The following is a 24,610-nucleotide window of genomic DNA, read 5'->3' on the forward strand; positions in this document are numbered from 1 at the left end:
GACCGTGCGCGGCCGCCCCCGGTCGGGGGCGGCCGCGCTCGCGCTCAGGCCTGCAGCACGTCCTCGCGGGTGTCCGGCGTCGCGGTGAGCGGCGGGCCCGGCACGACGAGGTCGGCGGGTTCCGGCTCGTCCCACTCCGCGGGGTAGCGCACGGCGCTGCGGTCCAGCTCGTCCAGCGAGCGCCGGCCCAGGAGGATCAGCGTCTCGCACAGCTCGGTCGTCAGCAGCTCCGCGACGCGGGCGGCGCCGCGCTCCCCCGCCGCGCTGAGGCCGTAGACCCAGGGGCGGCCGATGCCCACGGCGTCCGCGCCCATGGCCATCGCCTTGGCGATGTCGCTGCCGTGCCGGATGCCCGAGTCGAAGATGATCTCCGCCCGCCCGCCGACGGCCTCGGCGATGCGCGGCAGGACGCTGATGGTGCTGGGCTGGGAGTCGAGCTGCCGGCCGCCGTGGTTGCTGACCCACACGGCGTCGGCACCGACGCGGACGGCGTCGAGCGCGTCCGCGACCGACGTCACGCCCTTGACGACGAGCGGCCCCGACCAGCGCGAGCGCAGCCAGGCGACGTCCTCCCAGCTGGCCTTGAGGTTCGACAGCTCGGTGTTCACGTACTCCTGGTGGCTCATGGCGCTGGAGCCCTCGGCGATGCCGAGCAGGTTGCGGAAGCCGATCGGCGGCCCGTCCAGGAGGCCCAGGAACCACGACGGGTGCCGCGCCACCCCGGCCGCGTTGGCCGCGGTCACCTTGGGCGGGATCGACATGCCGTTGCGGTGGTCGCGCGAGCGCTTGCCGTTCACCGCGACGTCGATGGTGACGACCAGCGCCTTGCAGCCCACCGCCTCCGCGCGGTCGACGAGCTGGGTGATGACGTCCTTGGAGCGCCACATGTACAGCTGGAACCACAGCGGCCCGGTGGCGTGCGCGGCGATCTCCTCGATCGACCAGCTCGCCGCCGTGCTGATGGTGAACGGCAGCCCGGCCCGCCCGGCCGCCCGCACGGCGCTGAGCTCGCCGTCGCCGCCCGCGATCCGCAGCAGACCCGTCGGCGCGCAGACCATCGGCGACGTCAGCCGCTCGCCCAGCAGCGTCGTGCCCAGGTCCTGCGTCGACACGTCGCGCATCGAGCGGGCCCGGAACGTCACCGCGGCCAGGTCGCGCACGTTGGCGCGCAGCGTGTTCTCCGCGTCCGCGCCCCCGTCGACGTAGTCGAAGGCCATCTTCGGCAGCCGCTTGCGGGCCAGGGTGCGGATGTCCTCGATCGACGGTGCGGAGGCCAGGCGATCGGTGGAGAAGCCGCCCGCGACGAGCATCTTCGAGACCTCGCCCACCGCGTCGAGGCGCCGCCGGATCGGCGCAGGCAGCCGGCCGGTCAGCCGGGACGTCGAGGAGGAGCGGGGCGTGCTCATGGCTGGGTTCTCCTCGGCTGGTGCGCGGGCACGCCGCCGTGCGCGCCCGTCCTGGGCTCACCCTCGGCGCGGGCCTGCGGGGTGTCAAGGCGGGACGGCCGGTGGGCGCGCAGCAGCGGCACGGCCAGCAGGACCACGAGCAGCAGCAGCGACAGGGGCCGCGTCTCGGCCAGCAGGGTGCCCGCGACGTCGGCCGCACCGCGCCCGGCGTGCAGCCGGTCCGCCCACTGCAGGACGGGCAGCAGCCAGGGCACGAGGGCGGCCGCCGCGAGCCCGCGGGCGCGGCGGGTCGGGGCGAGCCGGACCAGCAGCAGCACGCCCGCCAGCGGCGCCGCCAGGGCGTGGTGGTTCCAGGTGACCGGCGAGACCAGGCACGTGACGAGGCTGACGACGAGGCCGAGGCCGAGGCGCTCGGCGGCCCGCTCCCACCGCACCCGCCGCGCCACCAGGAGGGTGACCAGCACCAGGGGCACGGCCAGGAGCGCACCCACCAGGGAGCTGCCCCACGTGCCCAGCCCGGCGTGGGCGAAGGCGCCCGCGAGGGAGTTGTTGGACGGGGTCCCCGGCTCGGCGACGCGCGCGGAGTCCCACAGCAGCTCGGTGAAGTAGCTGCGCCACGAGGCGGGGGCGGTCAGCGCCCCCAGGAGCGTGACGCTCGCCCCGACCGCGACCGTGGGGACCACGAAGCGCCGCCGGGCGGCGGGGTTGGCGACCGCCACCAGGACGAGCGCGGGCGTCACCTTGACCGCGGCGGCCAGCGCCGCGAGCACCGCCCCGCGTCCGCCCGCGAGGGTGCAGCCCGCGACGAGGCCGAGCACCACCAGCGGGCTGACCTGCCCCAGCACGAACGCCTCGCGGAACGGGTCGCTCACGAGGACGGCCGCGAGGCCGAGGCCGGTCGCGAGCGGCCCGGCCCCCACCAGCCGCAGCAGGCGGGCGCCGGCGAGGACGGTGACGACGACGAGGACGGCGTCCCACACCCACAGCGCCAGGGCGGCGGGCAGCAGCAGCACGGGGCTGAACAGGACGGCCGCGAAGGGCGGGTAGACGAAGTAGTGACCGCGGTCGGTGACCCGCAGGTACACGTCGCGGCCGGAGAGCAGGTCCCGCACGCCGTCGCGGTACACCGCGAGGTCGTAGCCGCGCTCCCACGACTGCGCGCCCCAGCCCGTCGCCACCAGCAGCAGCAGCCAGGCCACGGCCAGCCCGACCGGCACCAGCACCGCGGGCACGAGCACCGCGCTCCCCCACCGCGCACCGCGTCGCGGGGCGCTCGTCCGCACCGCGGACTGCTCCGGCGCGGGGTCGGGCACCACGGCCCGCGGCTGCTCGGCCGGCTGGACCGGAGTCACCGGCACCGCGGGCACCGGCACGGCGGGCTGCTGGACGAGCTCCGGCTCCGCGCTCACCCTCGTGCCGCCCTGCCCCGTTCCGCCCTGCCCCGTTCCGCCCTGCCCCGTCCCGCCCTGCCCCGCGGTCGCCTGCAGCGGCCGCCCGGGCGCGACCCGGTCGGCCGTCACGAGCCGGTGGCCGCGCTGCGGTCGGGGAAGACCAGCGACCGGAACGTCAGGAAGCGGAAGACCGTGGCGATGGCCATGCCGACCACGTTGCTGGACAGGTTGTCCACCAGCGGGCTCGTCCAGCCGAGCCCGTAGTGCGTGATGACCAGGCACAGGAGCTGGAGCCCGGCCGCGACGACGCTGAGCAGGAGGAACATCGCGTACTCGCGCACGGGGTGCTCGCTGCGGCGGTCGCGCCACGTGTAGTAGCGGCTGCCGACGAAGGCCACGGCGATGGCGATGACGCTCGAGACGACCTTGGCGGGCGCCGAGCCGGTCCCCGTGAAGAGCAGGACGTTGAAGACGAGCAGGTCGGCCAGGTACGCCGCGCCGCCCGTGACCAGGAAGCGCAGGGCCTCCCCCACCCGCTCGGGCGTCGCGACCGAGCGCACCCGCCGGCGCAGCAGGACGGTGCGGCTCACGCCCACACCGCCAGCAGCAGCGTGACGACCCAGGCCCCGGCGAGCCCCACGAGCACCCGGTCGTGCAGGGCGATCTCCTCGGGCTCCTCGGCGGCCCCGCGGTCGACGTCGACGGCGTAGCGCAGCACGGCCAGCACGAACGGCACGATGGAGACGACGCCCCACGTGGAGTCCGGCAGCACCTCCAGGCACCACAGCGCGTAGGTGGTGACGACGACCGTCGCGGCCAGCGTCCACACGAAGCGCAGGTAGCTCGTGGAGTACTTCTCGACGACGCGGCGCACGGACTCGCCCGTGAGCTCACCGCGGCGCGCCTCGCCGTAGCGCTTGCCGGCCGCCATGAACAGGGAGCCGAACGCGGCGGTCAGCAGGAACCAGCGCGAGAGCGGGATGCCCGCCGCGGTGCCGCCCGCGAGCATGCGCAGCAGGAAGCCGGAGGCGACGCTCGCGAGCTCGATGACCGGCTCGTGCTTCATGCCGAAGCAGTAGGCCAGCTGGATCGCGAGGTAGACGGCCAGGACGACCGCCAGCGCGGGCTCCCACAGCGCCCCGGCGACGAGGGCGACCACGGCGAGGACGACCGCCAGCGCGACCGCCCGGCCGACGCCCAGCTCCCCCGCCGCGATGGGCCGGAACCGCTTGCGCGGGTGCGCCCGGTCGGACTCGACGTCGCGCGCGTCGTTGACCAGGTAGACCGCGCTGGAGATCAGGCAGAACAGGACGAACGCGACCCCGGCGCCGACGAACGTCGAGCCGCGGACCTGCTCGCCCGCGGGCAGCACGGGGGCCAGGACGAGGACGTTCTTGACCCACTGCCGCGGGCGCATGGCGCGCAGCCACGCGGGGCCCGTGGTCGCCGGGCGGGCGTCGGAGGGGCGGACGAGGGCGGGCATCAGCGCACCCCGAGGCGGGTCGCGGTGCGCCGGGCCACGACGGCCGTGGCGGCGCCGAGCAGCGCCCCCGCGGTCACGTCGCTCGGGTAGTGCACCCCGAGGACGAGCCGGGAGGCGGCCATGGCGGGCACCAGCGGCCAGGTCGGCACGCCCAGCAGGGGCGCGAAGACGACGGCCGCGGCGGTCGTGGACGTGGCGTGCGAGCTCGGCATGCTCCAGCGGCTCGGGACGGCGACCCGCACCTGGACGCGCTCGTCGAGCGGGCGGTGGCGGCGCGCGACCCGCTTGAGGACGACGCTCGCCCCGTGGGCGGCGACGACGGCGCCCGTGGCGACGAGCCACGCCCCGCGACGGCGGCGGTCCACGGCGGCCCCGAGCAGACCCGTGCCGATCCAGGCGGCGGCGTGCTCGCCCGCGTGGCTGAGCAGCCGGGCGCCGGAGACCACGGCGTCGCCGCGGGCGTGGTCCTGGACCCACCGCAGCACCGCGAGGTCCGCGGCGGCGATGGTCGGGGGGGCTGTCACGTGCTCTCCTGGCTGCTTCGTCGGCTGCTTCGTCGGGTGGGTCGTCGGCTGGGTCGTCGGCTGAGCTGCTGACGGCGCGGTGCCCTCGCGCGGGTCCGATGGTGCCTCACCCGTCGGAGAAGAGCACGACGCGACCCGGGGGCAGGATGTGCCCGGTCGCGGCGGGCCACGACTCCAGGTCCGGGGGCAGCGCCCGCACGTCGGCGTCGGTGAGCCACTGCAGCCGGCCGACGGTCGCGACGGGCTCCGTGCCGCGCGGGAAGCGCTCGTAGTTGGCGTCGATGACGTCCTGCAGCCAGCCGGGGCTGAGCTCGCGCCGCTCCTGCACGAGCGGCCACATCCGGGCGCGGTCGGCGAAGAGGTCGACGACGCAGTCGCACGTGTAGGCGAGGTGGCCGATCTCCCCCGGCGAGGCGACACGCGCGCCGTCCAGCCGGGTCGCCAGCGCGGCCCCCATGACGGCGTACTGGGCCGACGTCGCGTAGTTCGTCTGGATGGCCGAGAGCCGCCACGGCGTGCCCTGGCGGACGTCCGCCGCCGCGGCCCCCGCCACGAGCGCCGCGGCGCACAGCACGCCGAGCCCCGCGGCCGCGCGGGGCAGCAAGAGGCGGGCCCCCGAGGGGCGGGAGGTGTCGGGCCGGGACGCGTCGGGGCGAAGCAGGGCCGCCTGCCGGGCGCGGGCCACGAGCGCCCCCGCGGCCGCGACGGCGACCACGCTGCCCGTGCCGACGAGGACGCCGTAGTACCAGTGGAACGGCGGCACGACGATGAGCGAGAGGGCCTCCCAGTGGGCGAGCCCGCCCGCGCCCAGCGCGATCCAGGGCCCCGTGCGCGCGCTGCCCCGGCGCAGCCGCAGGACGACCAGGACGAGGACGCCCAGCACCCCGGCCGCGGCGGGCAGGAACGACGCGACCGCGCTCGGGCCGTAGAGGTCGACGTACCAGCGCCACCCGTTGGAGACGTCCCAGCCGGACCAGCGCTGCGCGGCGGTCTTGATGATCAGCGTGTCCGGGACGGCGGAGCCGAGGAACCACCAGCTCCACGCCAGCCACGGCACGACGACGAGCAGCGCGGCGAGGACCGCGAGGTGCAGGCGGCGGGTCACGGCGGGCACGCCGAGCGCGACGACCGCCACGACGACGCCGGCGTCCATGCGGGTCAGCACGACGGCCCCCGCGACCAGGCCGAACAGCACCGGGCGCCCCGCGCGGGCGGTGAGCAGCAGCAGCGAGAGCAGGAGCAGCAGGAAGGACGTCTCCAGGCCCACCGACGACAGCAGCAGCGGGTTCAGCCCGACGAGCAGGGCGCCGCCGGGACCCACCCAGCGGGGCAGGCCGCTGCGGCGCGCGCTCGCGCTGAGGCTGCGCTCCAGGGCCACCGCGATGAGGACGTGGAGCCCGCCGAGCGCGAGCACGGGGTGGCGCACCACGGCGACGGCCGCGGCCAGGACGAGGACCCACCCGGGGGCGGTCGCGGTGTTCGAGGGCACGTCGGAGAGCAGGCCCCAGTGCCCGTCGAAGGCGAGGTTCCGCGCGTAGGTCAGCGTGATGTAGGCGTCGTCGACCAGCGCACCGCGCACGAGCAGGAACGTGGCGACGGCCACCACCGCCACGACCGCGGGCCCCCACAGCGCTCGGGCGCGCCTCACGTCCCCTCGAGCGGCAGGAGCACGAACACGCTCCGCCCCTGCACCCAGGTCGTGCTGACCGGCCAGCTGCGCAGCGCGGGCGGCTCGTCGCCCGCGTTGAAGCGCAGCATCCGCCCGGCCAGCGGGACGGGCGCGGCGGAGGCGTCGCGGTGGCGGTAGTTCAGGTCCAGCAGGCGCTGCAGCAGCGGCGACCCGCCGGCCCGGACCTCCTGGATCTGCGGCTGGATCAGCGCCGGGTCCGCGAAGTAGTCCACGACGCAGTCGCACGCGTAGGCCAGGTGGCCGATCTCGCCGGGCGAGGCGACGTGGCGGGGCCCGCCCTGCGCGGCCAGGTAGCCCTGGAGGTCCTCGGCGACCGCCTGGTACTGCGCGGGGGTGGCGAAGTTCGTCTGGATGGGCGCGATGGTCCACGGGAGGCCCGTCCGCAGGTCCGCCGCACCGGTCGCGGCGAGCACCACGGCCGCGGCGACGAGCCCGCCGAGGCCCGCGGGCCGCGCACCCAGGCGCTCGCGCGTGCCCCAGCAGGCGCCGACCGCGGCGACGGCCACCAGCGACGTCGTCGCGATGAGCACCGCGTAGTACCAGTGGTACGGCGGCACGCCCAGAACGCTCAGCGCGCCGTAGTGGGCGAAGCCCGCGACCCCGAGCGCCACCCACGGCCAGACGCGCAGGCCCGGCGTCGTGGAGCGCCGCAGCCAGTAGCCCAGCAGCACGCACCAGCCCAGGCCGCCGAGCAGCGCGGGCAGGAAGGCGAGCACGGCGTGCCCGGCGTACTGGTCGAGGTAGAGCAGCGGCCCGTTGCGGACGTCGTACTCGCCCCAGGACTTCTGCAGCGTCTTGATGATGACCGTGTCCGGCAGCGCCGAGCCGAGGAAGAACCAGCTCCACACGAGCCACGGCACGACGACGACGAGGGCCGCCCCGACCGCGAGGTGCAGGCGGCGCAGCACCGCGGGCGTCAGCAGCGAGAGCACGACCACGACGACGGCGGCGTCCATGCGGGTCAGCACGACCGCCCCGGCCACGAACCCGAAGGCCACGGGCCGCGCCGCGGCGGCGCACAGCAGGAGCAGCGCGACGAGAAGGACGAGGAAGCCCGACTCCAGGCCCACCGACGACAGCAGCAGCGGGTTGACCCCGACGGCGACCGCGCCGGCGACCCCGACCCACGGCGGCAGCCCGGTGCGGCGGGCGGTGGAGCGCAGGGTCGCGGTGAGGGCGACGGCGATCGCGACGTGCAGCAGCCCGAGCGCGAGCACCGGCCGGCGCACCACGAACGTCACCGCGGACAGCAGCAGGACCCACAGCGGCGAGGTCGCGGTGTTGGACGTGACGTCCGACAGCAGGCCCCACGTGCCGTGGAAGGCGACGTTGCGGGCGTAGGCGAGGGTGATGTACGCGTCGTCGACCAGCGCGCCGCGCAGCAGCAGGAACGTCAGCGCCGCGAGGACGCCGACCGCGAGCGGCGGGACCCAGGTGGCGCGGGCCGGCCCGCGGCGGCGCGTGACGCGGGTCGCGGCCGCGGGCTCCACGTCGGTCACGCCCACGTCCGCGCTCCCGGGCCCGGCGTCCGCGCTGCGGTCGTCGTCACGTCAGCGCGCCCCGTCCGCGGCGGCCTCGGCGGCGCGGCGGGCGTCGGCCTCGGCGTGCTCGCGCTCGACGACGTCCGGGTCCTGCCCACGCATGCGCGCGACGACCCGCACGGCGCTCTCGTCGGCGACGATCCGCCCGCCCTCGAGCAGCACCCCGCGCGTGCAGAGGTTCGCGACCATGTCGAGGTCGTGGCTGACGATGACGAGGGTGCGGCCCTCGGCGCGCAGCTCCTCGATCCGGGCGAGGCACTTCTTCTGGAAGGGCTCGTCGCCGACGGAGAGGATCTCGTCGATGAGGAAGACCTCGGGGTCGGTGTGCACCGCCACCGCGAAGGCCAGGCGCAGGAACATGCCCGAGGAGTAGAACTTCACCTCGGTGTCGATGAACTTCTCGATCTCGGAGAACGCGACGATGTCGTCGAAGCGGGCCGTGATCGTGGCCTCGTCCATGCCGAGGATCGCGCCGTTGAGGAAGACGTTCTCGCGGCCCGTGAGGTCGGGGTGGAAGCCCGCGCCGACCTCGATGAGCCCGGCGATGCGGCCGCGGACGCCGACGGTGCCGGCGTCGGGCTGCATGACCCCGGAGATGAGCTTGAGCAGCGTGGACTTGCCCGAGCCGTTGAAGCCCAGCAGCGCCACCGACTCCCCCTGCCGCACGTGCAGGTCGACGCCGTCGAGGGCGCGGAAGGTGTCGGAGATCGGCTTGCGCCGCACCTTCGCCATCGCCAGCTCCTTCAGCGAGCGGTTGTGCCGCAGCGTGAAGTCCTTGACGAGGCCGTCGACCTCGATGGCCGTGGGCACCTCGGCCGCGAGGCCGGCGGACGCGTTCTCAGGGGTCGTCACGGTCATCACAGCTCCTGCGCGAAACGGCCCTCGATGCGCCGGAAGACGGCCTGACCGACCCCCAGCAGCACGAGGGCGATGAGCAGACCCGACAGCCCCGACCACAGCAGGTGCGGCGGCAGCGGCGGGACGACCTCGGCCGTGCGCACGGCGGAGGTCGGGTACCAGAACGCCCAGTGGAACAGCTCGACCGCGGACGTGATCGGGTTCAGCTGGTACAGCGTCATGATCCAGGAGTCGCGGCCGCCGACGGCGTCGGCCACGCGCTGCCAGTCGTAGAGGACCGGCGAGGTCCACGTCACGATCATCAGCAGCAGGTCGACGATGTTCTCGAAGTCCCGGTACAGCACGTTGACCGCGCCGAACAGCAGCCCCAGCCCGACGGCGAGCACGCCCACGATGACGAAGGCGAGCACGGCGCCGCCGAGCTGCTGGACCGAGGGCCGCCAGCCCGAGACGAGGGACGCCAGCAGCAGGATGATCAGCTGCGGCAGGAAGTGGATCGCCGCCACCCACGCGGAGCTCACGGCGAACAGCTCGCGCGGCAGGAAGATCTTCTTGATGAGCGGCGCGTTGCCGACCACCGAGCGCGTCGCGTTGCCGAACGCCTCGGAGTAGAAGTTGATGACGACGATGCCCGAGAACAGGTAGACCGCGAAGTTCGGGACGGAGTCGTTGAGCTTGAGGAAGTAGCCCATCGCGAAGTAGAAGACGGCGAACTGCACGCCCGGCTTCACGTAGGACCACAGCAGGCCCATGACGGAGCCGCGGTAGCGGACCCGCATCTCCTTGCGGACCAGCAGCTTCAGCAGGTAGCGGTCGCGCACCACGTCCAGCAGGCCCCGCCCGTGCCCGGGGGCGACGAGCGGAGCCTGCTGGGTGCTCACGGCGGCGGGGGCCGACACGGTCGTCAGGACTCCCCGCGCTCGGGACCGCCGGTGCCCGCACCGGCGGGGGCCGCCGGGGCGTCGCGGTCGGCTGCGAGGTCGACGCCGAAGGTGTCGGCCCAGGCCTGCATCGACGTGATGCGCGGCAGGGCCGCCTTGTACTGGCGGCGCAGCTCGGGCCAGCCCACGAGGGCGCGGCGGTGCAGCTCGGTCGCCTCGGTCAGCAGGCGGCGGAAGCGCAGCGGGTCGCGCCGGTACCAGACCGCGCCCTTGCCGTCGGCCATGGAGACGACGGCGCTGTCGTACAGCGACAGCTCCCACCACTTGCCCTCGGTCGCGGCCAGCGCGACGTCGGGACGCACCACGGCCTCCTGGCGCGCAGGGCGCAGCTGGCGCAGGACGGTCTGCGCCGCCCACGGCACGAGCATGACGCGCTTGGGCGCCTTGGGCTCCTTGCCCTTGTGCGGCGGCTTGCCGCGGTTCGGGCTCGGGTAGGCGTCGGGCGCCGAGGCGACCTGCGCGTCGGGGTAGTCGGCGCGCAGCGCCCGCACGGCCGGCAGCGTGCTGGCCAGCGTGCGGTGCAGGTGCTCCGGGCCCTCGAGCAGGTCCGACAGGGCGCGGTTGCGCAGGGCCTGCGCGTAGTACTGCATCGAGATGAGGTGCTTGACGTCGGTGTAGGAGCTCTCGCGGAACAGCCGGCCGCCGCGCTCGTACGGGGAGTACAGCAGCGCCACGAGGAAGCGGTTGCGCTCGTGGTAGTAGGCCTGCCAGTCGATCGTGTCGTCCTTGTCGTTCCACGACACGTGCCACACGCAGGCGCCGGGCAGCGACACCGTCGGGTAGCCCGCCTCGAGGGCGCGCAGGCCGTACTCCGCGTCGTCCCACTTGATGAACGCGGGCAGCGACAGCCCGATCTCCTCGACCACCTCGACGGGGATGAGGCACATCCACCAGCCGTTGTAGTCGACGTCGACGCGCTTGTGCATCCACGGCGTCTGGCGCAGGTTCGACGCGGCCAGGTTGTGGCCGTGGGTCATGCCGCGCGCGGGGCCCCAGAAGAACCGGTAGAGGTTCACGGCCTCGCCCATGGTGTGCAGCGTGGCGCGGTCGTACATGTCGAACATGTGCCCGCCGACGAGCGTCGGCTTGGCGCACGCGTCGCCGAACTGCACGGCCCGCACGATGCCCTCGGGCTCGATGTTGACGTCGTCGTCCAGGAGCAGGACGTAGCGGCTGGTGCGGCCGCGCACGGCCTCGAACATGCCGCGGGCGAAGCCGCCCGAGCCGCCGAGGTTGGCCTGCTCGATGATGCGCAGCGTCGAGCCCAGGCGGGCTGCGACCTCGTCGAAGCCCTCCTGGTCGCGCACGCGCTGGGTGCCCTGGTCGACGATGACGATCTCGTCGACGACGTCGAGGACGGTCGCGTCGGAGGCCAGCGCGCGCAGCGTCTCGACGCAGTAGTCGGGCCGGTTGAACGTCGTGATGCCGATGGTCGCGGTGCCCGCGGTCCGGTCGGCGACGGGGGCGCTCCAGGACGCCTCGACGAGCGTCAGCGGCTGGACGCCGCCGGACATGTCGAACCAGTACCAGCCGCCGTCGGCGAAGGGCGCGAGCGAGAGCTCCTCGGTGAGCACCGCGGTGCCCTCGACGCGCCAGGACGTGACGCGCTGGCGCAGGCCGCGTGCGTTGGACTTGTACATCGTCACGGTGCCGGTGCCCGAGAACGTGCCCGCGAAGCGGACGACGTCGGCGCGGGTCCAGCGCCGCCAGTAGCTGGCGGGGAACGCGTTGAAGTACGTGCCCAGCGAGTAGCGCTTGCCGGCCGGGACGGTCAGCGTGCGGCGCCCGCCCGCGGCCTCGGAGTCCTGCTCGCCCAGGCCCTGGCTGACGAACTCCAGGCCCTCGGTCTCGGACTGCACGCCCTCGGAGTGGGAGAAGTCCACGTACAGCGGCAGCACGTCGAGGTCCCCGCCGACGGGGAACACCACGCGGTGCACCTCGCGCCAGGTCCCGTCGTCGGGCAGCAGCCCCGCGCCCTGCAGCTCACCGGCCTGCACGTCCGCCGAGAGGTCCGTGCTCATGCGTCCACCCCACCGCTCGTCAGCGCGACCCCGTCGCGGAAGTGCGGGGTCAGCGTGTTGTCGACCATGGTCAGCGCGGAGCCGATGGCCATGTGCATGTCCAGGTACTTGTACGTCCCGAGCCGGCCGCCGAACAGGACGCCCTTCTCGTTCTTCGCCAGGTCGCGGTAGGTCAGCAGCCGGGCGCGGTCCTCCGCGGTGTTCACGGGGTAGTACGGCTCGTCCGAGGCCTCGGCGAAGCGCGAGTACTCGCGCATGATCACCGTCTTGTCGCGCGGGTAGTCGCGCTCGGGGTGGAAGTGCCGGAACTCGTGGATGCGCGTGTACGGCACGTCCTCGTCGGCGTAGTTCATGACCGGCGTGCCTTGGAAGTCGCCCGTGGGCAGGACCTCCTGCTCGAAGTCGAGCGTGCGCCAGGACAGCTTGCCCTCGGAGTCGCCGAAGTAGGTGTCCACCGGGCCCGTGTAGATGATCGGGACGTTGCCCACCACGTTGCCCTTCGAGACCTCCTGGGAGGTGTCGAAGAAGTCCGTGCCCAGGCGCACCTCGATGTTCGGGTGGTCGGCGAGGCGCTCGATCCACGCGGTGTAGCCCTGCGCGGGCAGGCCCTCGTGGGTGTCGTTGAAGTAGCGGTTGTCGTACGTGTAGCGCACCGGCAGGCGGGTCACGACGGCGCCCGGGAGCTCCCGGGGGTCGGTCTGCCACTGCTTGGCGGTGTAGCCCTTGAAGAACGCCTCGTACAGCGGGCGCCCGATCAGCGAGATCGCCTTGTCCTCGAAGTTGCTCGCCGTGGCCGTGTCCACCTCGGTCGCCTGCTCGGCGACGAGGGCGCGGGCCTGCTCCGGGCTGAGCGCCTTGCGGAAGTACTGGTTGATCGTCCCGAGGTTGACCGGCATCGGGAAGACCTCGCCGCGGTAGTTCGTGTACACGCGGTGCGAGTAGCCGGTGAAGCTCGTGAAGCGGTTGACGTGCTGCCAGACGCGCTCGTTGGACGTGTGGAAGAGGTGCGCGCCGTAGCGGTGCACCTCGATCCCCGTCTCCGGCTCGGCCTCCGAGTAGGCGTTGCCGCCGATGTGGTCGCGCCGGTCGATGACCAGGACCTTCAGGCCCAGGTCCTCCGCGCACTGCCGGGCGACGGTCAGGCCGAAGAAGCCGGATCCGACGACGACGAGATCGATGTTCACCGCTGCATCACCGCTGCTGTGGTCCTCTCCATGGTGCGGCCAGGGTAGCCGCTGGGGCTGCGTGCCCGGGTCAGGCGCGATCGGGCGGCGCGCTGACGGCGCGCTCGCGGCGCTGCCCGACACGCCGCAGCCGGCGGCGGGCGGGCTCCTCGACGAAGCGCCAGAGCAGGTAGCCGAGGACGATCGCGACCACCGGCAGGTTGGGCACGAGGAAGGCCGTCCAGGGCCCGCCGGGGGCGATGTTCGGCACCGTCTTCTGGAACGTCCAGAAGATCTCGTAGACCGGCACGTGCACCAGGTAGACGCTGTAGGAGATGCGCCCGCCGAGCACGACACCGGGCCGCGACAGCCACCGCGAGGGGCCCGCGTCGGTCAGGGCCAGGGCCCCGACCAGCAGCGGGAAGAGCAGCGAGACGACGACGAAGCGGTCGTAGGGGCGGCTCGCGGCCCACACCACGACGAGCACCGACTCCCCCACCGCGACCCACGCGACCCACGGCGCCCAGCGCCGGGCCCGCTCGGAGTCGCGCAGCCGCCGCACCGCGAGGCACGTCAGCGCGCCGGCGCCGAAGCCCGTGGCGATGCGCTGGACCCAGCTGTAGTCCCAGTACACCTCGCCCGTGCGGTAGCTGTGCAGGGCCGCGGGCAGCATGAGCGCGACCGCGCCGAGGCCCAGCAGCCACCACGGCAGGCGGCGCAGCCGGAAGAGCACCAGCGCCAGCACGGGGAAGACGACGTAGGCCGCCCACTCCGCCGACACCGACCACGTCGCGCCCACGAACGAGGCGCCGTCGAAGTCGGGGCGGTGCCACAGCTGCACCAGCAGCAGCTGCTCGACCCAGCTCTGCCAGCCCAGGCTCGGCTGGGTGTCCTGGTAGGCCAGGAACCCGCCGGCGCCCACGACGCTGCGCCGCCACAGCAGCCAGCACCCGAAGGCCACGACGACCACGGCGTAGGCGGGCCAGACGCGGCAGATGCGGGCCCACCAGAAGCGCACCCAGGCGCGCAGCCGCGGCCGCGGGCCCATCGAGTCGACGTAGGTCAGCGTGATGACGAAGCCCGACAGGACGTAGAAGAGGTCCACGCCGAGGTGGCCGGAGTCGAGCACGGGCCGCAGGAACGCCTTGACGCCGTCGTACTCGGGGCCGGGCGTGAACTTCCAGTGGAAGAGCAGGACCCACACGGCCGCGACGATGCGCAGGCCCGTGATCGCGCGGACCTCGCCGCGCGGGGGTGCGGCGGCGCTGGTCGCGGGGGTCGACTCGACGACGGCGGTCACGCGGGGCCTCTCGTTCCTCGGGGGGTGCTCCGGTCCTGCTCCCCGGACGGGTCCGGGGCGGGGGCGTCCTCGCGGGCGCGACCCGTCAGGAGGGCACGGTAGGCGAGGCGCCGCACGCGGGTCGGCACGAAGCGGTACCCGCCGCGCACGACCACGTTGCGGGCGGCCTGGGCGGGCGTCGTGAAGCCCTCGCGGCGCAGGTGAGCCTGCAGGCGCAGCTCGGAGGCGAACAGCCGGGCGCCCCCGCGGCGCGCGTAGGCCCCGCCGTCGGCGCTGTCGCCGACGCGGTAGAGCACGAGCGGCTCGGCGAGGTTCGCGACGCGGGCGCCGTCGGCGATCATCCGGGCGAACAGCCAGTAGTCCTCCATCAGCGGGAGGTGGCGGTAGCCGCCGGCCGCGGCGACCGCCGAGCGGCGGTAGACGACCGTGGGGTGGTTGAAGGGGTCGGAGAAGCGCGCCGAGCGGGCGATGCGCCGCGGGTCCGTCGGCGGCGTGCGGCGCCCGACGAGGTGGTGCTCGTCGGCGCCCATCTCCAGCAGCCCCGAGCCGACGAGGTCGGCCCCCGCCGCGACGACGGGCAGCTGGCGCGCGAAGCGCTGCGGCAGGCTGATGTCGTCGGCGTCCATGCGGGCGACGACGTCGTGCGCGCACGCCGCGAGCCCGGCCTCCAGGGCGCGCGCGAGCCCGACGTTGGCGGGCAGCGCGAGCACCCGCACGGGCACGCCCCCGGCCCCCTGCGCCGCCGCCTCGTCCAGGACCCGCTGCAGCGCGGGCGGCACCGGCCCGTCGCGGACGACGAGGACCTCCGCGGGCCGCAGCTCCTGCTCGGTCGTGACGCTGGCCAGGGCGCGGTGCAGCTGGGCGGGCTCGTCGGCCTCCCACACGGGCAGCAGCACCGAGAACGGCGGCAGCGGGGCGTCCGGGTCCGTGCGGCCCGTCGGTGCGTGCGCCGTCCCGGTGTCGCGGCCTGCGCCCACCTCTACCGCGAGGACGTCGAGGGCGACCTCCCCGAGGTCGGCGAGCACCTCGGCCGTCGGCCGGGGCCCGGCCCGCAGCCCCTGCGCGAGCCCCGAGGCGAGACCGCGCAGCAGTACGTCGCGGCGCGACGAGCGCGCCAGCGTCCGGCCCCAGCGCAAGACCGTCGCGCCGCCGTAGCGGACGGTGTCGGCGGCGCCGAGGGTCCGGCAGCGCGTGAACAGCCACACCTTGTTGCGGACCTCGAGGACGAAGCGCTCGCCCGGGTCGGCGTCGGTGCCCCCGAAGACCCGGGTGCGGTGCTCGACCTCGGCGTCGTGGCCCGCCTCACCCAGCGCCAGGCCGCGGCGGTGGCGCAGCAGCCGCGTCGTGAACTCGAAGTCGTCGTTCCACAGGAAGAAGGCCGCCAGCGGCAGGCCGTCGGTGCGCACGGCGCCGGCGTCGACCAGGACGGCCACGAAGGACGCCGAGCGCACGGGCGTGCTGCCCGCGGCGAGCGCGTCGCGCAGCTCCGCGACCGAGGCCCCGGGCCGCACGCGCGGGGTGTTCATGGGGTGCAGCCGCCCGTCGGTCCACACGACGCGGCTCGCCACGACGGCCGGGGCGGGGCCCGGGTGGCCGGCGCGGGCCGCGAGCGCCGCCGCCAGCGCCGCCCGGCGCGGGACGGTGTCGTCGTCCATGAGCCAGACGAGGTCGGCCCCGTGGCGGTGCACGGCGCGGGCGAGGCCGGCCGCGAAGCCGCCCGCACCCCCCGTGTTGCGGGGCAGCACCACGAGGTCGACGGGCAGGTCGTGCGCGTCGGCCCAGGCGCGGACGGCGTCGGCGGTCCCGTCGGTGGAGGCGTTGTCGACGACGACCACGAGCTCGGGGCGGCGGGTCTGCGCGGCCAGCGCGTCGAGGCCCGCGAGCAGCAGCTCGCGGCGCTGGTAGGCGACGACGACGGCCACCACGACGGGTGCGACGTCCAGGGCGCGGCCGCCGGCGGACGTCGCGGCGGGGTCCTCGGGCGGGCGGGGCACGGGAGCACCCTGCCAGGCCGTGGCGCCGCGGGACGAACCCCGCGCTGCGCGCGCCGTCGAGGTCGCCTGCCGTCCGCCCGGGCCCGAAGGCCTGCGTCCGGGACGGGTCGGCAGGCCCGTCCCGCCCCTGACCTGGATCGTGCCCGGAGTCCCAGGTCGCGACGGTGGCAGTCCTGGGCCGGTGGCGCAGCGTGGCGGTCAGGCGGAGGCGGGCGTGCTCGAGGGCCAGGCGCGCAACGCCCGCGTGACGGCGGTCTGCAGTTCCCGGGTGTCCGCGCCGTCGCGGGCCCGCGCTTCGAGACCGGCCAGGACCGTGTCGAGGTAGGCGCCCAGCTCGTCGGCCTCCTCGTGCGAGGTCAGCTCACCGGCCTCGACGGCGCGGTGCAGTCGCCGGGCGACGGCCTCCCGCGTCGCCGCGCGTCGGCTCGCGAGCATGGGCTCGCCCATGACCAGGCAGCCGGCCGGCGTGCCGGTGGCGGTGAACGCGTCGGCTGCGGTGCGCAGGACCGCCTCGACGGCCACGCGGGCCGTGGGAGCCGCCAGGTCCTCGTCCAGCCGCTCCTCGAGCCTGCCCACGTAGAGCTCGGTGACCTCGTCGAAGAGCGCCTGCTTGTCACCGAAGGCGGCGTACAGGCTGGGAGCCGCGATGCCGATGCGCCGGGTCAGGTGAGACACCGTCGTGGCGGCGTACCCCTGCTCCCAGAAGGCGTGCATGGCCTGTTCCAGGGCCACGTCTCGGTCGAAGGTGCGCGGTCGGCCAGCCATCCCACGAGTGTAACGGTCGTTAAAGAAGCGTGCTACGGTCATTCTGTAGTGACCACTACAGAAACCTGCGAGACGACGGGCTGACCACCATGACCTACGACGACTTCTCCACGCTGCGCGTCCACCAGGCCGACGGCGTGGCCTGGGTGACGCTGGACCACGCACCGGTCAACGTCCTGGGCGCCGCCCTGGGAGGCGACCTCAAGCGGTTCGCCGAGACCGTCGCCACCGACGAGACGGTCCGCGTGATCGTGCTGCAGAGCGCGAACGAGGACTACTTCGTCGCGCACGCCGACATGGAGTGGATGCTCGACGGCACCACGCTGATGGCTCTGGCCGACGAGGACGGCGATGCCCGGCTGAACCCGCTGCAGCAGCTCAACGAGCGCTTCCGCGCGCTGCCCCAGATCACGATCGCCAAGCTGCGCGGACGCCTGCGCGCCGGCGGTGCCGAACTGGCCATGGCCGCGGACATGCGCTTCGCCGCGGCCGGGCGGACCTGGCTGGCCCAGCCCGAGACCCGGATGGGGATCTTCCCCGGCGGCGGGGGCACCCAGTACCTGAACCGGCTGGTCGGGCGCCCGCGCGCCCTGGAGATCGTCCTCGGTGCCGAGCTCTTCCCCGCCGAGCTGGCCGAGCGCTACGGGTGGGTCAACCGCACCCTCGCCGACGACGAGCTCGACGCCTTCGTCGACGCGCTCGCCCGCCGCATCGCGGCGCTGCCCGCCGGCGTGGCCGCCGCCGCGGTGCAGGCGCTCGACGCCGCCGAGGCCAGCGGAGCGGTTCCGCACCTGCACGAGGAGGCGCAGGCGCACGTCCGCGTCTACCCCTCGCCCGAGCACGTCGTGGAACGCATCCGCACGGCGCTGCAGGCCGGGGCGCAGACGCCTGCCGGTGAGCACGACCTCGAGGGACTGCTGGACGCCGTCCCCTACTCCACGACGGCCTGATCCGGAGTCCCGGGCCCCGCTCCGCCCGGGGCAGGCCGTCAGGGGGTGGCCAGGCCTCGCAGCAGGGCGAGGACCTCGGCGACCCCGCGGCGGGCGAGCGCCTCGGGGCGGGCCAGGACGTCGATGCTGCGGCGCACGTCGAGGTCGGCCAGCGGGCGCAGCACGAGGCGCGGGTCGGGGCGGGTGGTGCGGGCGGGCAGGAGGGCGACCGCGTCGCCGGTGGCGACGACGTCGGCCGCGACGGCGAACTCGTTGAGGTGGTGGGCGACGTCGAGGGGGTGGCGGGCGGCGACGGCGACGGCGTCCAGCGCGCCCGTGAGCGGGAAGCCGTCGTGGACGCTGATCCAGCGCCGGCCGGCGACGTCCGCCACGCGCAGCACCCGCAGGCGGGCGAGGGGGTCCCCGGCCGCGAGGGCGACGTGCATCGGCTCCAGCAGCAGGTGGGTCGTGTGCAGGGACCGCCGCGGCCAGGGCGGGCCGGTCTCGGGGCGGTGGGCGATCACGAGGTCGTGGTCGGCGACGAGGCGGGGGAAGTCCTCCTGGGCCACGTCGTGGTCGGCGAGGTGCACGGGCGGGCCGCCGGTCTCCCCCACCGCGCTCAGCAGCGGCCCGAACCAGGCCAGCGCGGCGCTGTGGAACGCGCAGACCCGCACGGGCACGGTGCGGGACTCGAGGTGCTCGCCGACGGCGCGCTCGGCCCGGTCCAGGGCCGCGGCGACGTCCACGGCGGCCTCGGCCAGCGCGTGCCCGGCCGGGGTCAGGGCCAGGCGCCGGCCGCGCTTCTCGGTCAGCGGGGTCGCGACCGTGCGCTGCAGCGCGGCCAGCTGCTGCGACACCGCGGACGGGCTGACGTGCAGGGCGAGGGCCACGGCGGTCAGCGAACCTCGCTCGGCGAGCTCGCGGAGCAGCAGCAGCTGCCGGACGTCCATGAAGCGATGCTAAAGCGCCGCTTCACGAACTGGCCCCTGGTCTGAACGGTCCGACCGGCCGATGATCGCCGGGTGAGCGCTCTCCGACCCCCCTCCCCCGCCCCGGGCACCCGCGCGGGCCGGTTCTCCCGCGTCGACGTCGTCCTGCTCCTCGTGGCGGTCGTCTGGGGCAGCAGCTACCTCGCGGCCCAGCGCAGCGTCGGGGACCTGGGCGTGGCCGCGACCCTGGCCCTGCGCTCGGGCGGGGCGGCGCTGGTGCTCGGGCTCGTGGTCGTGGCCCGGCGGCGGGCGGTGCGGGGCCGCGACGTGCTCCTGGGGCTCGTCTTCGGGCTGACGCAGACGGCGGTGCTGGCCCTGGAGACGCAGGGGGTGGCCACGACGACGGCGACCTCAGCGGGGCTCCTCATCTCCACGACCGTGCTCCTCACGCCGCTGGTGGAGGGCGCGTTCACGCGCCGCCTGCTGCCGCCGGCGTTCTTCGCCGCCGGGGTCGTCGTCCTGGCCGGCGTGGCCCTGCTCGTGGGCCGCGGCGGGCTGGGGCGGCCCGCCGTCGGGGACCTCCTGGTCCTCGCCGCCGCCGTCGTGCGGGCGGTGCACGTCACGTGCCTGGGGCGGGCCACCCGCGGCCGGGCCGTCGACCTCGTCGTGCTCTCCACCGCGCAGGCCGCGACGGGCGCGGTCGCGGTCACCCTGCTCGCCCCGGGCGCCGTGCTCGCCGGGGTCCGCGCGGCCGGGCCGGAGCAGTGGCTGCTCGTGGCGCACCTGGCCGTGGGCTGCACCGCGTTCGCGTTCCTGGCCCAGTCGTGGGCGCTGGCGCGGGCCTCGGCGGCGCGCACCAGCCTGCTGCTGGGGACGGAACCGCTGTGGGCCGTGCTGTTCGGGCTCGTCGTGGCCGGGGAGCACCTCGGCGCGGTCGGTGCGCTGGGCGCGGTGCTGGTCGTCGCGGGCGCCGCGTGGGGCCAGCGCGTGGAGCGGCTCGCGCACGACGCGACCGGCCCCGGCGAGAAGGTGCTGGGCGGCGGGCCGCCCCCTCAGCCGGCGGCGAGCGCCGCGGGGTCCACGGCGTAGACGGTCACCGTGCCGCTGCGGAAGACGGCGCTGACGCCCGGCACGTCGTCCAGGCCCTGGAGGCCCGGCGGCACCTGGTAGACGTCGGAGGAGAAGAACTGCGCGACCTCGCCGCGGATCGGGAGCCACGGCGCGTCGCCGTCGACGACGACCCAGCGGACGTCCTCCTCGCGCGCGATCGCCCGCACGGCGGGGTCGGTGGGGAACTCGCGGAAGTGCGCGAGCAGGGTGCGGACGCCGGGCAGGCCGCCGGTACCGACGACCGTGGCGCTGAGGATCGGGACCTCGTAGAGGACGTAGTCGTAGGTCGAGCCGTCGTTGCCGGAGTTGAGCACCCGCTCGCCCGGGGCGACGTTCGCGGCGAGCCAGCGGCCCGCGGCCAGGTCGTCGTCGTCGACGCGCTGGTACTGCGGGTCGGCGTAGCGCTCGCGCAGCGCGCGGACCTCGGTGGGCCCGCTCTGCACCGCGGTCCCGGCGGCCACGGCGAGCGCCAAGACCCCGGCCACGACGGGCACGGCGACGGCCGCCCGGGACGTGCGCGCGCCGACGAGCTCCGCGAGCCGCACGGCGCCGACGCCCGCGAGCAGCCACGCCCAGCCGGAGCCGTGCCCGCTGATGCGGAAGTAGGAGTTGTAGGCCGTGTCCCAGATCGTCGTCAGCCCGGGCCCGGTCGCGCCCGTGAGGAAGGCGACGGAGACCGCCGTCCACAGCAGCCACGCGACGAGGGCTCCCCCGGCGCGGCGGCCCGCGAGCAGCGCCCCGACCACCACGGCGACCGCGAGCCACCACTGGTGGTGCGTGAGGTCCGGGTCGATCGCGCCCTGCAGGGGCTGCGACAGCACGCGCCACAGCGCCGAGCGCAGGTCCGTGGCGGGCACGTCGCGGGCGAAGCGCGTCGAGGACCCGACGCCCGCGGTGGCGGCCGAGCCCAGCATGGGCCGCAGGACGAGGCCGGCGAGGACGGCGGCCCCGGCGACGACGACGGCCCACCGACACGGCAGGGGCCAGCGCCGGCGCAGCAGCAGCTCACCGAGCAGCCAGCCGCCGACGCCGCCCGCGGCCGTCACCGCCGCGGTGGGGTGCACGCTCACGGCGCCGATGCAGCCCAGCGCCACCGGCAGGACCCGCGGCAGCAGGGGCCGCAGGCCGAGCACCGCCCCGGCGACGGCCCGTCCGCGGGCGGCGACGTCGCGCGGGGGCAGCAGCAGCGCGATGAGGCCCGGGCCGAGGGCGATGGCCGTGGCGTTGGGCAGCGCGCCGGAGTCGTGGTGCATGGCCTGCAGCGGCTGGTAGGCCAGGACCGAGACCAGGGCCGCGGCCGCCCCGGCCACCCGGCCGTGCCGCTCGAGGGCGCGGTCGCCGAGGGCGAGGAGGCCCAGCGGCTGGACCAGCGCCAGCACGAGGACGCTCGTGGCGTTGAAGCCGCTGACGGCCGTGGCGCCCCAGGACGAGCCGGTCCCGGCGACGATGGCCGCCCACTCGTGCAGGCCGCTCGGGTAGTACCGCGCGCCGGCCCCGGTCACCGGGTCCAGCGCCAGGGCCCGCCACGGGGCCGCGTCGCCCGTGAAGAGCAGGCGCGCCGTGACCATCGTGTGCGTGACGACGTCGTACTCCTGCGACGGTGTGCCGAGCGTCCCGAAGCCGCGGCGGGTGAGCTCCAGGACGTAGGCGGCGGCCGCCACGAGCAGCACCGCGACGACGACCGTCTCGGTGCGGGCGCGCGGCGTCCGGGCCCGCTCCCCGTCCGGGTCCCGGCGCCCGCGCAGCACGCGGTGCGCAACCGCGGTGAGCAGGACGACGACGACCGCGACGACGGCCGCCGACCACCACGCGAACGGGACGCCCGCGAGGGCGGCCCCCGCGGCCGCGAGCGTGAGGACGCCCAACGAGACCGGTGCCGCGGCCCCCAGCAGGAGCGCGAGGCGCCGCACCCCCGCGGCGCGCAGCACGAGGACGCCCGGCACGAGGATCCACGCGGCCGCGGCGAGCAGGGTCGCGGCGTCGGTCAGCGGCGTCCCCGCCTCGACCCAGCGGCTGGCGGTGCCGATCACCGGTGGTCCGCGGCGGCGGGGACCCCGCGGCCCAGCACCACCCGGCGGACACCGTCCCAGCCCTGCGCGCGCGTGGTGCCGCGCCCGTCGACGAGCGCCAGCAGCCCGGGCAGGTCCGCCGCCGACAGCTCGGCGTAGCCGCGGTGGTCGGCCTGCACGATCGCGGCGTCGGCGGGCTCGCCCAGGTGGTGCGGGGCGAGGCCGCGCTCGCGCAGCTCCGCGTCGGTGAACAGCGGGTCGTGCACGACGGGCACCGCACCGCGCGCGGTGAGCGCGGCGACCAGGGGGAAGACCCCGCTGAACGCCGTCTCCCGCACCCCGCCGCGGTAGGCCGCGCCCAGCACGACGACGCGCAGCCCGGTGAGGTCGCGGCCCAGCGCGGCGAGCTCGGCCGCGAGCAGGTCGACGGTCGCGGCGGGCATCCGCTCGTTGGCGGCACGGGCCGTGCGCACGACGTCGGCGTCCGGGTCGGAGTGCAGGTAGAGGCGCGGGTAGACGGGGATGCAGTGGCCGCCGACCGCGACGCCGGGGCGGTGCAGGTGGCTGTAGGGCTGGGAGTTGCAGGCCTCCGCGACGGCCGTGAAGTCGATGCCCCGGCCCTGCGCGAAGAGCGCGAACTGGTTGGCGAGGGCGATGTTCACGTCGCGGTAGGTGGTCTCGGCGAGCTTGGCGAGCTCCGCGGCCTCGGCGCTGCCCAGGTCCCACACGCCGTTGGGCCGCGGCAGGTCCGGGCGCTCGTCGAAGCGCAGCACCGCGTCGTAGAAGGCGGTGGCCCGGCGCGCGCTGGCCTCGTCCACCCCGCCGACGAGCTTGGGGTAGCGGCGCAGGTCGGCGAAGACCCGGCCGGTGAGGACGCGCTCAGGCGAGAAGGCGACGAGCAGCTCGTCGTCCGGGGCCAGGGTGCTGTGCTCGCGCAGCAGCGGCAGCAGTCGGTCGCGCGTGGTGCCGACGGGCAGGGTCGTCTCGTAGACGACGAGGGTGCCGGGGCGCAGGCCGCGGGCGACGTCGCGGCTGGCGGCGTCCATGGCCGTGAACTCCGGCCGGGCCTCGTCGTCGACGACCAGCGGGACGACGACCACGACGACGTCGCTGCCGGCGACGGCCGCGGCCGTGTCGGTCGTGGCGGTCAGGGAGCCGGCCGCGACGACGGCGGCGAGCCGCTCGGCCAGGTGCGCCTCTTCGGCCCACGGCGCGGTGCCCGTGGCGACGGTCGCGATGAGGGAGGCGTCGAGGTCCGCCCCGACGACCTCCGCGCCGTTGACGGCGTACTCCACCGCGAGCGGCAGACCGATCTTCCCCAGACCCACGACGGTGACGCGCACGACGGGCAGCCTGCCACTGCTCACGGCCTGCTCCCGCCGCCGGCCCGCGCCCCGGCCACCCGCAGGACGGCGGCCGCGGCGCGGTCGGCGACTCCGGTCAGGGACGCGTCGGTGCGCGTCCACGCGGCCAGCCGCCGCCGCTCATCGGGCGCAGGTGGCGCGGCCAGCGCCTCCTCCATCGCCGCCGCGACGGCGTCGGGCGTGAAGTCGACGGCCCAGCCCAGGCCGTGGCGGCGCACGAGGCCCGCGCACGGGCCGGGGCCCGCGTAGACGACGGGCGCGCCGCACGCCGTGGCCGCGAACACCTTGGTGACGATGGCGAACTCGTACCCGCCGCCGGGCCGCAGGGACGCCAGGCCCGCGCGGGCACCGCGGAAGGCGGCCGCGACCTGCGCGGCCGGGACGGGGCCCGGGAACGTGACGCGGCCGGGGGCGAGCTCCTCGGCGCGCGCCCGCATCGCCTCGCGGTCCACCCCGCCGCCGAACATGACCAGGCGCGCACCGGGGCGGCGCGCCGCGACGAGGCCGAAGGCCTCGACGAACAGCCCCGCGCCGTGGACCTCGGACATCGTCCCCGCGTAGACCAGCAGCTCCTCCTGCTGCGCCGCAGCGGGTTCGCTGGCGAACGCGTCGACGTCCACACCCGAGCCGACGACCTCCAGCCGCTCGTCGCGCACCCCGAACGTCCGCACCACGTCGGCCACGGGGTCGGACACCGTGAGCACCCGCGCGGCGCGGCGCAGGACCGCCCCCTCCACCGCGCGCAGCACCCGCACGACGGCCGGCGACACACCGCTGCCGGCCGCGGCGACCGACAGCAGGTCGGCCGCGTAGTAGACGTACGGGATCCGGCGCGCGGCGCACACCGCGGCGACCACGGCCCCCGTGGTCGGCGGCGGCTCGACGACCACCACGTCCGGGCGGCGCGCGAGCGCCAGCCGCAGCAGCAGCGGCACGTCGTAGCTGGCGTAGGGCAGGTAGCCGCGGACCGCGCCGCTCGCGTCGCGCAGGACGGGCCAGCGGCGCACGCGCACCCCGGCGTCCGTGGTCCGCCCCTGCGGGGCGCGGCTCGTGAGGACGTCGACGGCGGCGCCGCGCCGCGCCAGGGCCCGCCCCAGCGCCCCCAGCCGGTAGGCCGCGGCCGCCGGTTCGGGGGCGTAGATGCGGGAGGCGATCACGACGCGCGGCACGCCGCCGACCGTACCGGCGCCCC

Annotated in this window: 20 protein-coding genes; 2 read left to right on the top strand and 18 right to left on the bottom strand. The window is 75.6% G+C overall.

Annotated elements, in window-relative coordinates; translation table 11 throughout:
* Nucleotides 1-44: 44 nt before the first annotated feature.
* From F1544_RS10980 to F1544_RS11045, 14 genes are all read right to left on the bottom strand, one after another.
* Nucleotides 45-1,406, bottom strand: a complete 1,362-nt coding sequence (locus tag F1544_RS10980; protein WP_167585192.1) for an alpha-hydroxy acid oxidase — start codon at nucleotides 1,404-1,406, stop codon at nucleotides 45-47.
* Nucleotides 1,403-2,815 (bottom strand): glycosyltransferase family 87 protein, encoded by a 1,413-nt coding sequence (locus F1544_RS10985; RefSeq protein WP_167585194.1) that lies wholly within the window; start codon nucleotides 2,813-2,815, stop codon nucleotides 1,403-1,405. The genes F1544_RS10980 and F1544_RS10985 overlap by 4 nt, the downstream gene beginning before the upstream one ends.
* A 107-nt stretch (nucleotides 2,816-2,922) precedes the next feature.
* Complete coding sequence (locus F1544_RS10990; RefSeq protein WP_167585196.1) at nucleotides 2,923-3,387, bottom strand: GtrA family protein; 465 nt, start codon at nucleotides 3,385-3,387, stop codon at nucleotides 2,923-2,925.
* Nucleotides 3,384-4,280, bottom strand: a complete 897-nt coding sequence (locus F1544_RS10995; RefSeq protein WP_167585198.1) for a decaprenyl-phosphate phosphoribosyltransferase — start codon at nucleotides 4,278-4,280, stop codon at nucleotides 3,384-3,386. Before F1544_RS10995 ends, F1544_RS10990 begins: the two co-directional genes overlap by 4 nt.
* Nucleotides 4,280-4,804 (bottom strand): phosphatase PAP2 family protein, encoded by a 525-nt coding sequence (locus F1544_RS11000; RefSeq protein WP_167585200.1) that lies wholly within the window; start codon nucleotides 4,802-4,804, stop codon nucleotides 4,280-4,282. Before F1544_RS11000 ends, F1544_RS10995 begins: the two co-directional genes overlap by 1 nt.
* Nucleotides 4,805-4,910: 106 nt before the next feature.
* Nucleotides 4,911-6,452: a hypothetical protein gene (locus F1544_RS11005; protein ID WP_167585202.1), complete on the bottom strand. Its 1,542-nt coding sequence runs from the start codon at nucleotides 6,450-6,452 to the stop codon at nucleotides 4,911-4,913.
* Nucleotides 6,449-7,993 (bottom strand): hypothetical protein, encoded by a 1,545-nt coding sequence (locus F1544_RS11010; protein WP_167585204.1) that lies wholly within the window; start codon nucleotides 7,991-7,993, stop codon nucleotides 6,449-6,451. The genes F1544_RS11005 and F1544_RS11010 overlap by 4 nt, the downstream gene beginning before the upstream one ends.
* 51 nt (nucleotides 7,994-8,044) lie before the next feature.
* The gene (locus F1544_RS11015; protein WP_373368072.1) at nucleotides 8,045-8,845 is read right to left on the bottom strand and encodes an ABC transporter ATP-binding protein; all 801 of its coding nucleotides are present in this window, start codon (nucleotides 8,843-8,845) and stop codon (nucleotides 8,045-8,047) included.
* Between the two features lie 47 nt (nucleotides 8,846-8,892).
* The gene (locus F1544_RS11020) at nucleotides 8,893-9,792 is read right to left on the bottom strand and encodes an ABC transporter permease (protein WP_308470007.1); all 900 of its coding nucleotides are present in this window, start codon (nucleotides 9,790-9,792) and stop codon (nucleotides 8,893-8,895) included.
* 5 nt (nucleotides 9,793-9,797) lie between these two features.
* The gene (locus F1544_RS11025) at nucleotides 9,798-11,855 is read right to left on the bottom strand and encodes a glycosyltransferase (protein ID WP_167585206.1); all 2,058 of its coding nucleotides are present in this window, start codon (nucleotides 11,853-11,855) and stop codon (nucleotides 9,798-9,800) included.
* Nucleotides 11,852-13,039, bottom strand: coding sequence for a UDP-galactopyranose mutase (gene glf / locus F1544_RS11030; RefSeq protein WP_167585208.1), 1,188 nt, complete (start codon nucleotides 13,037-13,039; stop codon nucleotides 11,852-11,854). Before glf ends, F1544_RS11025 begins: the two co-directional genes overlap by 4 nt.
* A gap of 70 nt (nucleotides 13,040-13,109) precedes the next feature.
* Nucleotides 13,110-14,318, bottom strand: a complete 1,209-nt coding sequence (locus F1544_RS11035) for an acyltransferase family protein (RefSeq protein ID WP_167585210.1) — start codon at nucleotides 14,316-14,318, stop codon at nucleotides 13,110-13,112.
* Nucleotides 14,315-16,312, bottom strand: coding sequence for a glycosyltransferase (locus F1544_RS11040; protein WP_208971679.1), 1,998 nt, complete (start codon nucleotides 16,310-16,312; stop codon nucleotides 14,315-14,317). The genes F1544_RS11035 and F1544_RS11040 overlap by 4 nt, the downstream gene beginning before the upstream one ends.
* A 198-nt stretch (nucleotides 16,313-16,510) precedes the next feature.
* Complete coding sequence (locus F1544_RS11045) at nucleotides 16,511-17,077, bottom strand: TetR/AcrR family transcriptional regulator (RefSeq protein ID WP_167585212.1); 567 nt, start codon at nucleotides 17,075-17,077, stop codon at nucleotides 16,511-16,513.
* Between the two features lie 89 nt (nucleotides 17,078-17,166).
* Here F1544_RS11045 and F1544_RS11050 point away from each other — a divergent pair, with 89 nt between their 5' ends.
* On the top strand, nucleotides 17,167-18,027 hold the full coding sequence (locus F1544_RS11050; RefSeq protein WP_167585214.1) for an enoyl-CoA hydratase/isomerase family protein: 861 nt from the start codon (nucleotides 17,167-17,169) through the stop codon (nucleotides 18,025-18,027).
* 38 nt (nucleotides 18,028-18,065) lie between these two features.
* On the opposite strand, the gene F1544_RS11055 is transcribed toward F1544_RS11050, so the two are convergent.
* Entirely contained in the window at nucleotides 18,066-18,956 is an 891-nt protein-coding gene (locus tag F1544_RS11055; RefSeq protein ID WP_167585215.1) for a LysR family transcriptional regulator, read from the bottom strand.
* 72 nt (nucleotides 18,957-19,028) lie between these two features.
* Between F1544_RS11055 and F1544_RS11060 the strand changes: the two genes are divergently transcribed.
* Entirely contained in the window at nucleotides 19,029-20,024 is a 996-nt protein-coding gene (locus F1544_RS11060) for a DMT family transporter (RefSeq protein ID WP_167585217.1), read from the top strand.
* Here F1544_RS11060 and F1544_RS11065 read toward each other — a convergent pair.
* Genes F1544_RS11065 through F1544_RS11075 form a run of 3 tightly spaced genes read right to left on the bottom strand, consistent with a single transcriptional unit; the run spans nucleotide 19,988 to nucleotide 24,587 of the window.
* Entirely contained in the window at nucleotides 19,988-22,075 is a 2,088-nt protein-coding gene (locus F1544_RS11065) for a DUF6541 family protein (protein ID WP_167585219.1), read from the bottom strand. The genes F1544_RS11060 and F1544_RS11065 overlap by 37 nt on opposite strands.
* Nucleotides 22,072-23,397 carry a nucleotide sugar dehydrogenase gene (locus F1544_RS11070; protein WP_167585259.1) on the bottom strand — a complete coding sequence of 442 codons (1,326 nt, stop codon included), beginning with the start codon at nucleotides 23,395-23,397 and terminating at the stop codon, nucleotides 22,072-22,074. The genes F1544_RS11065 and F1544_RS11070 overlap by 4 nt, the downstream gene beginning before the upstream one ends.
* Nucleotides 23,398-23,417: 20 nt before the next feature.
* On the bottom strand, nucleotides 23,418-24,587 hold the full coding sequence (locus F1544_RS11075; protein WP_167585221.1) for a glycosyltransferase: 1,170 nt from the start codon (nucleotides 24,585-24,587) through the stop codon (nucleotides 23,418-23,420).
* Nucleotides 24,588-24,610: the final 23 nt, after the last annotated feature.

It is taken from the genome of Kineococcus rubinsiae, assembly GCF_011839805.1.
In the GTDB taxonomy this organism is placed as follows: domain Bacteria; phylum Actinomycetota; class Actinomycetes; order Actinomycetales; family Kineococcaceae; genus Kineococcus; species Kineococcus rubinsiae.

Excerpts from the sequence above, each read along its gene's own strand:
- F1544_RS10980 (WP_167585192.1), bottom strand. The coding sequence starts at position 1,406 with ATGAGCACGCCCCGCTCCTCCTCGACGTCCCGGCTGACCGGCCGGCTG.
- F1544_RS10995 (WP_167585198.1), bottom strand. The coding sequence starts at position 4,280 with ATGCCCGCCCTCGTCCGCCCCTCCGACGCCCGCCCGGCGACCACGGGC.
- F1544_RS11025 (WP_167585206.1), bottom strand. The coding sequence starts at position 11,855 with ATGAGCACGGACCTCTCGGCGGACGTGCAGGCCGGTGAGCTGCAGGGC.
- F1544_RS11045 (WP_167585212.1), bottom strand. The coding sequence starts at position 17,077 with ATGGCTGGCCGACCGCGCACCTTCGACCGAGACGTGGCCCTGGAACAG.
- F1544_RS11050 (WP_167585214.1), top strand. The coding sequence starts at position 17,167 with ATGACCTACGACGACTTCTCCACGCTGCGCGTCCACCAGGCCGACGGC.
- F1544_RS11055 (WP_167585215.1), bottom strand. The coding sequence starts at position 18,956 with ATGGACGTCCGGCAGCTGCTGCTGCTCCGCGAGCTCGCCGAGCGAGGT.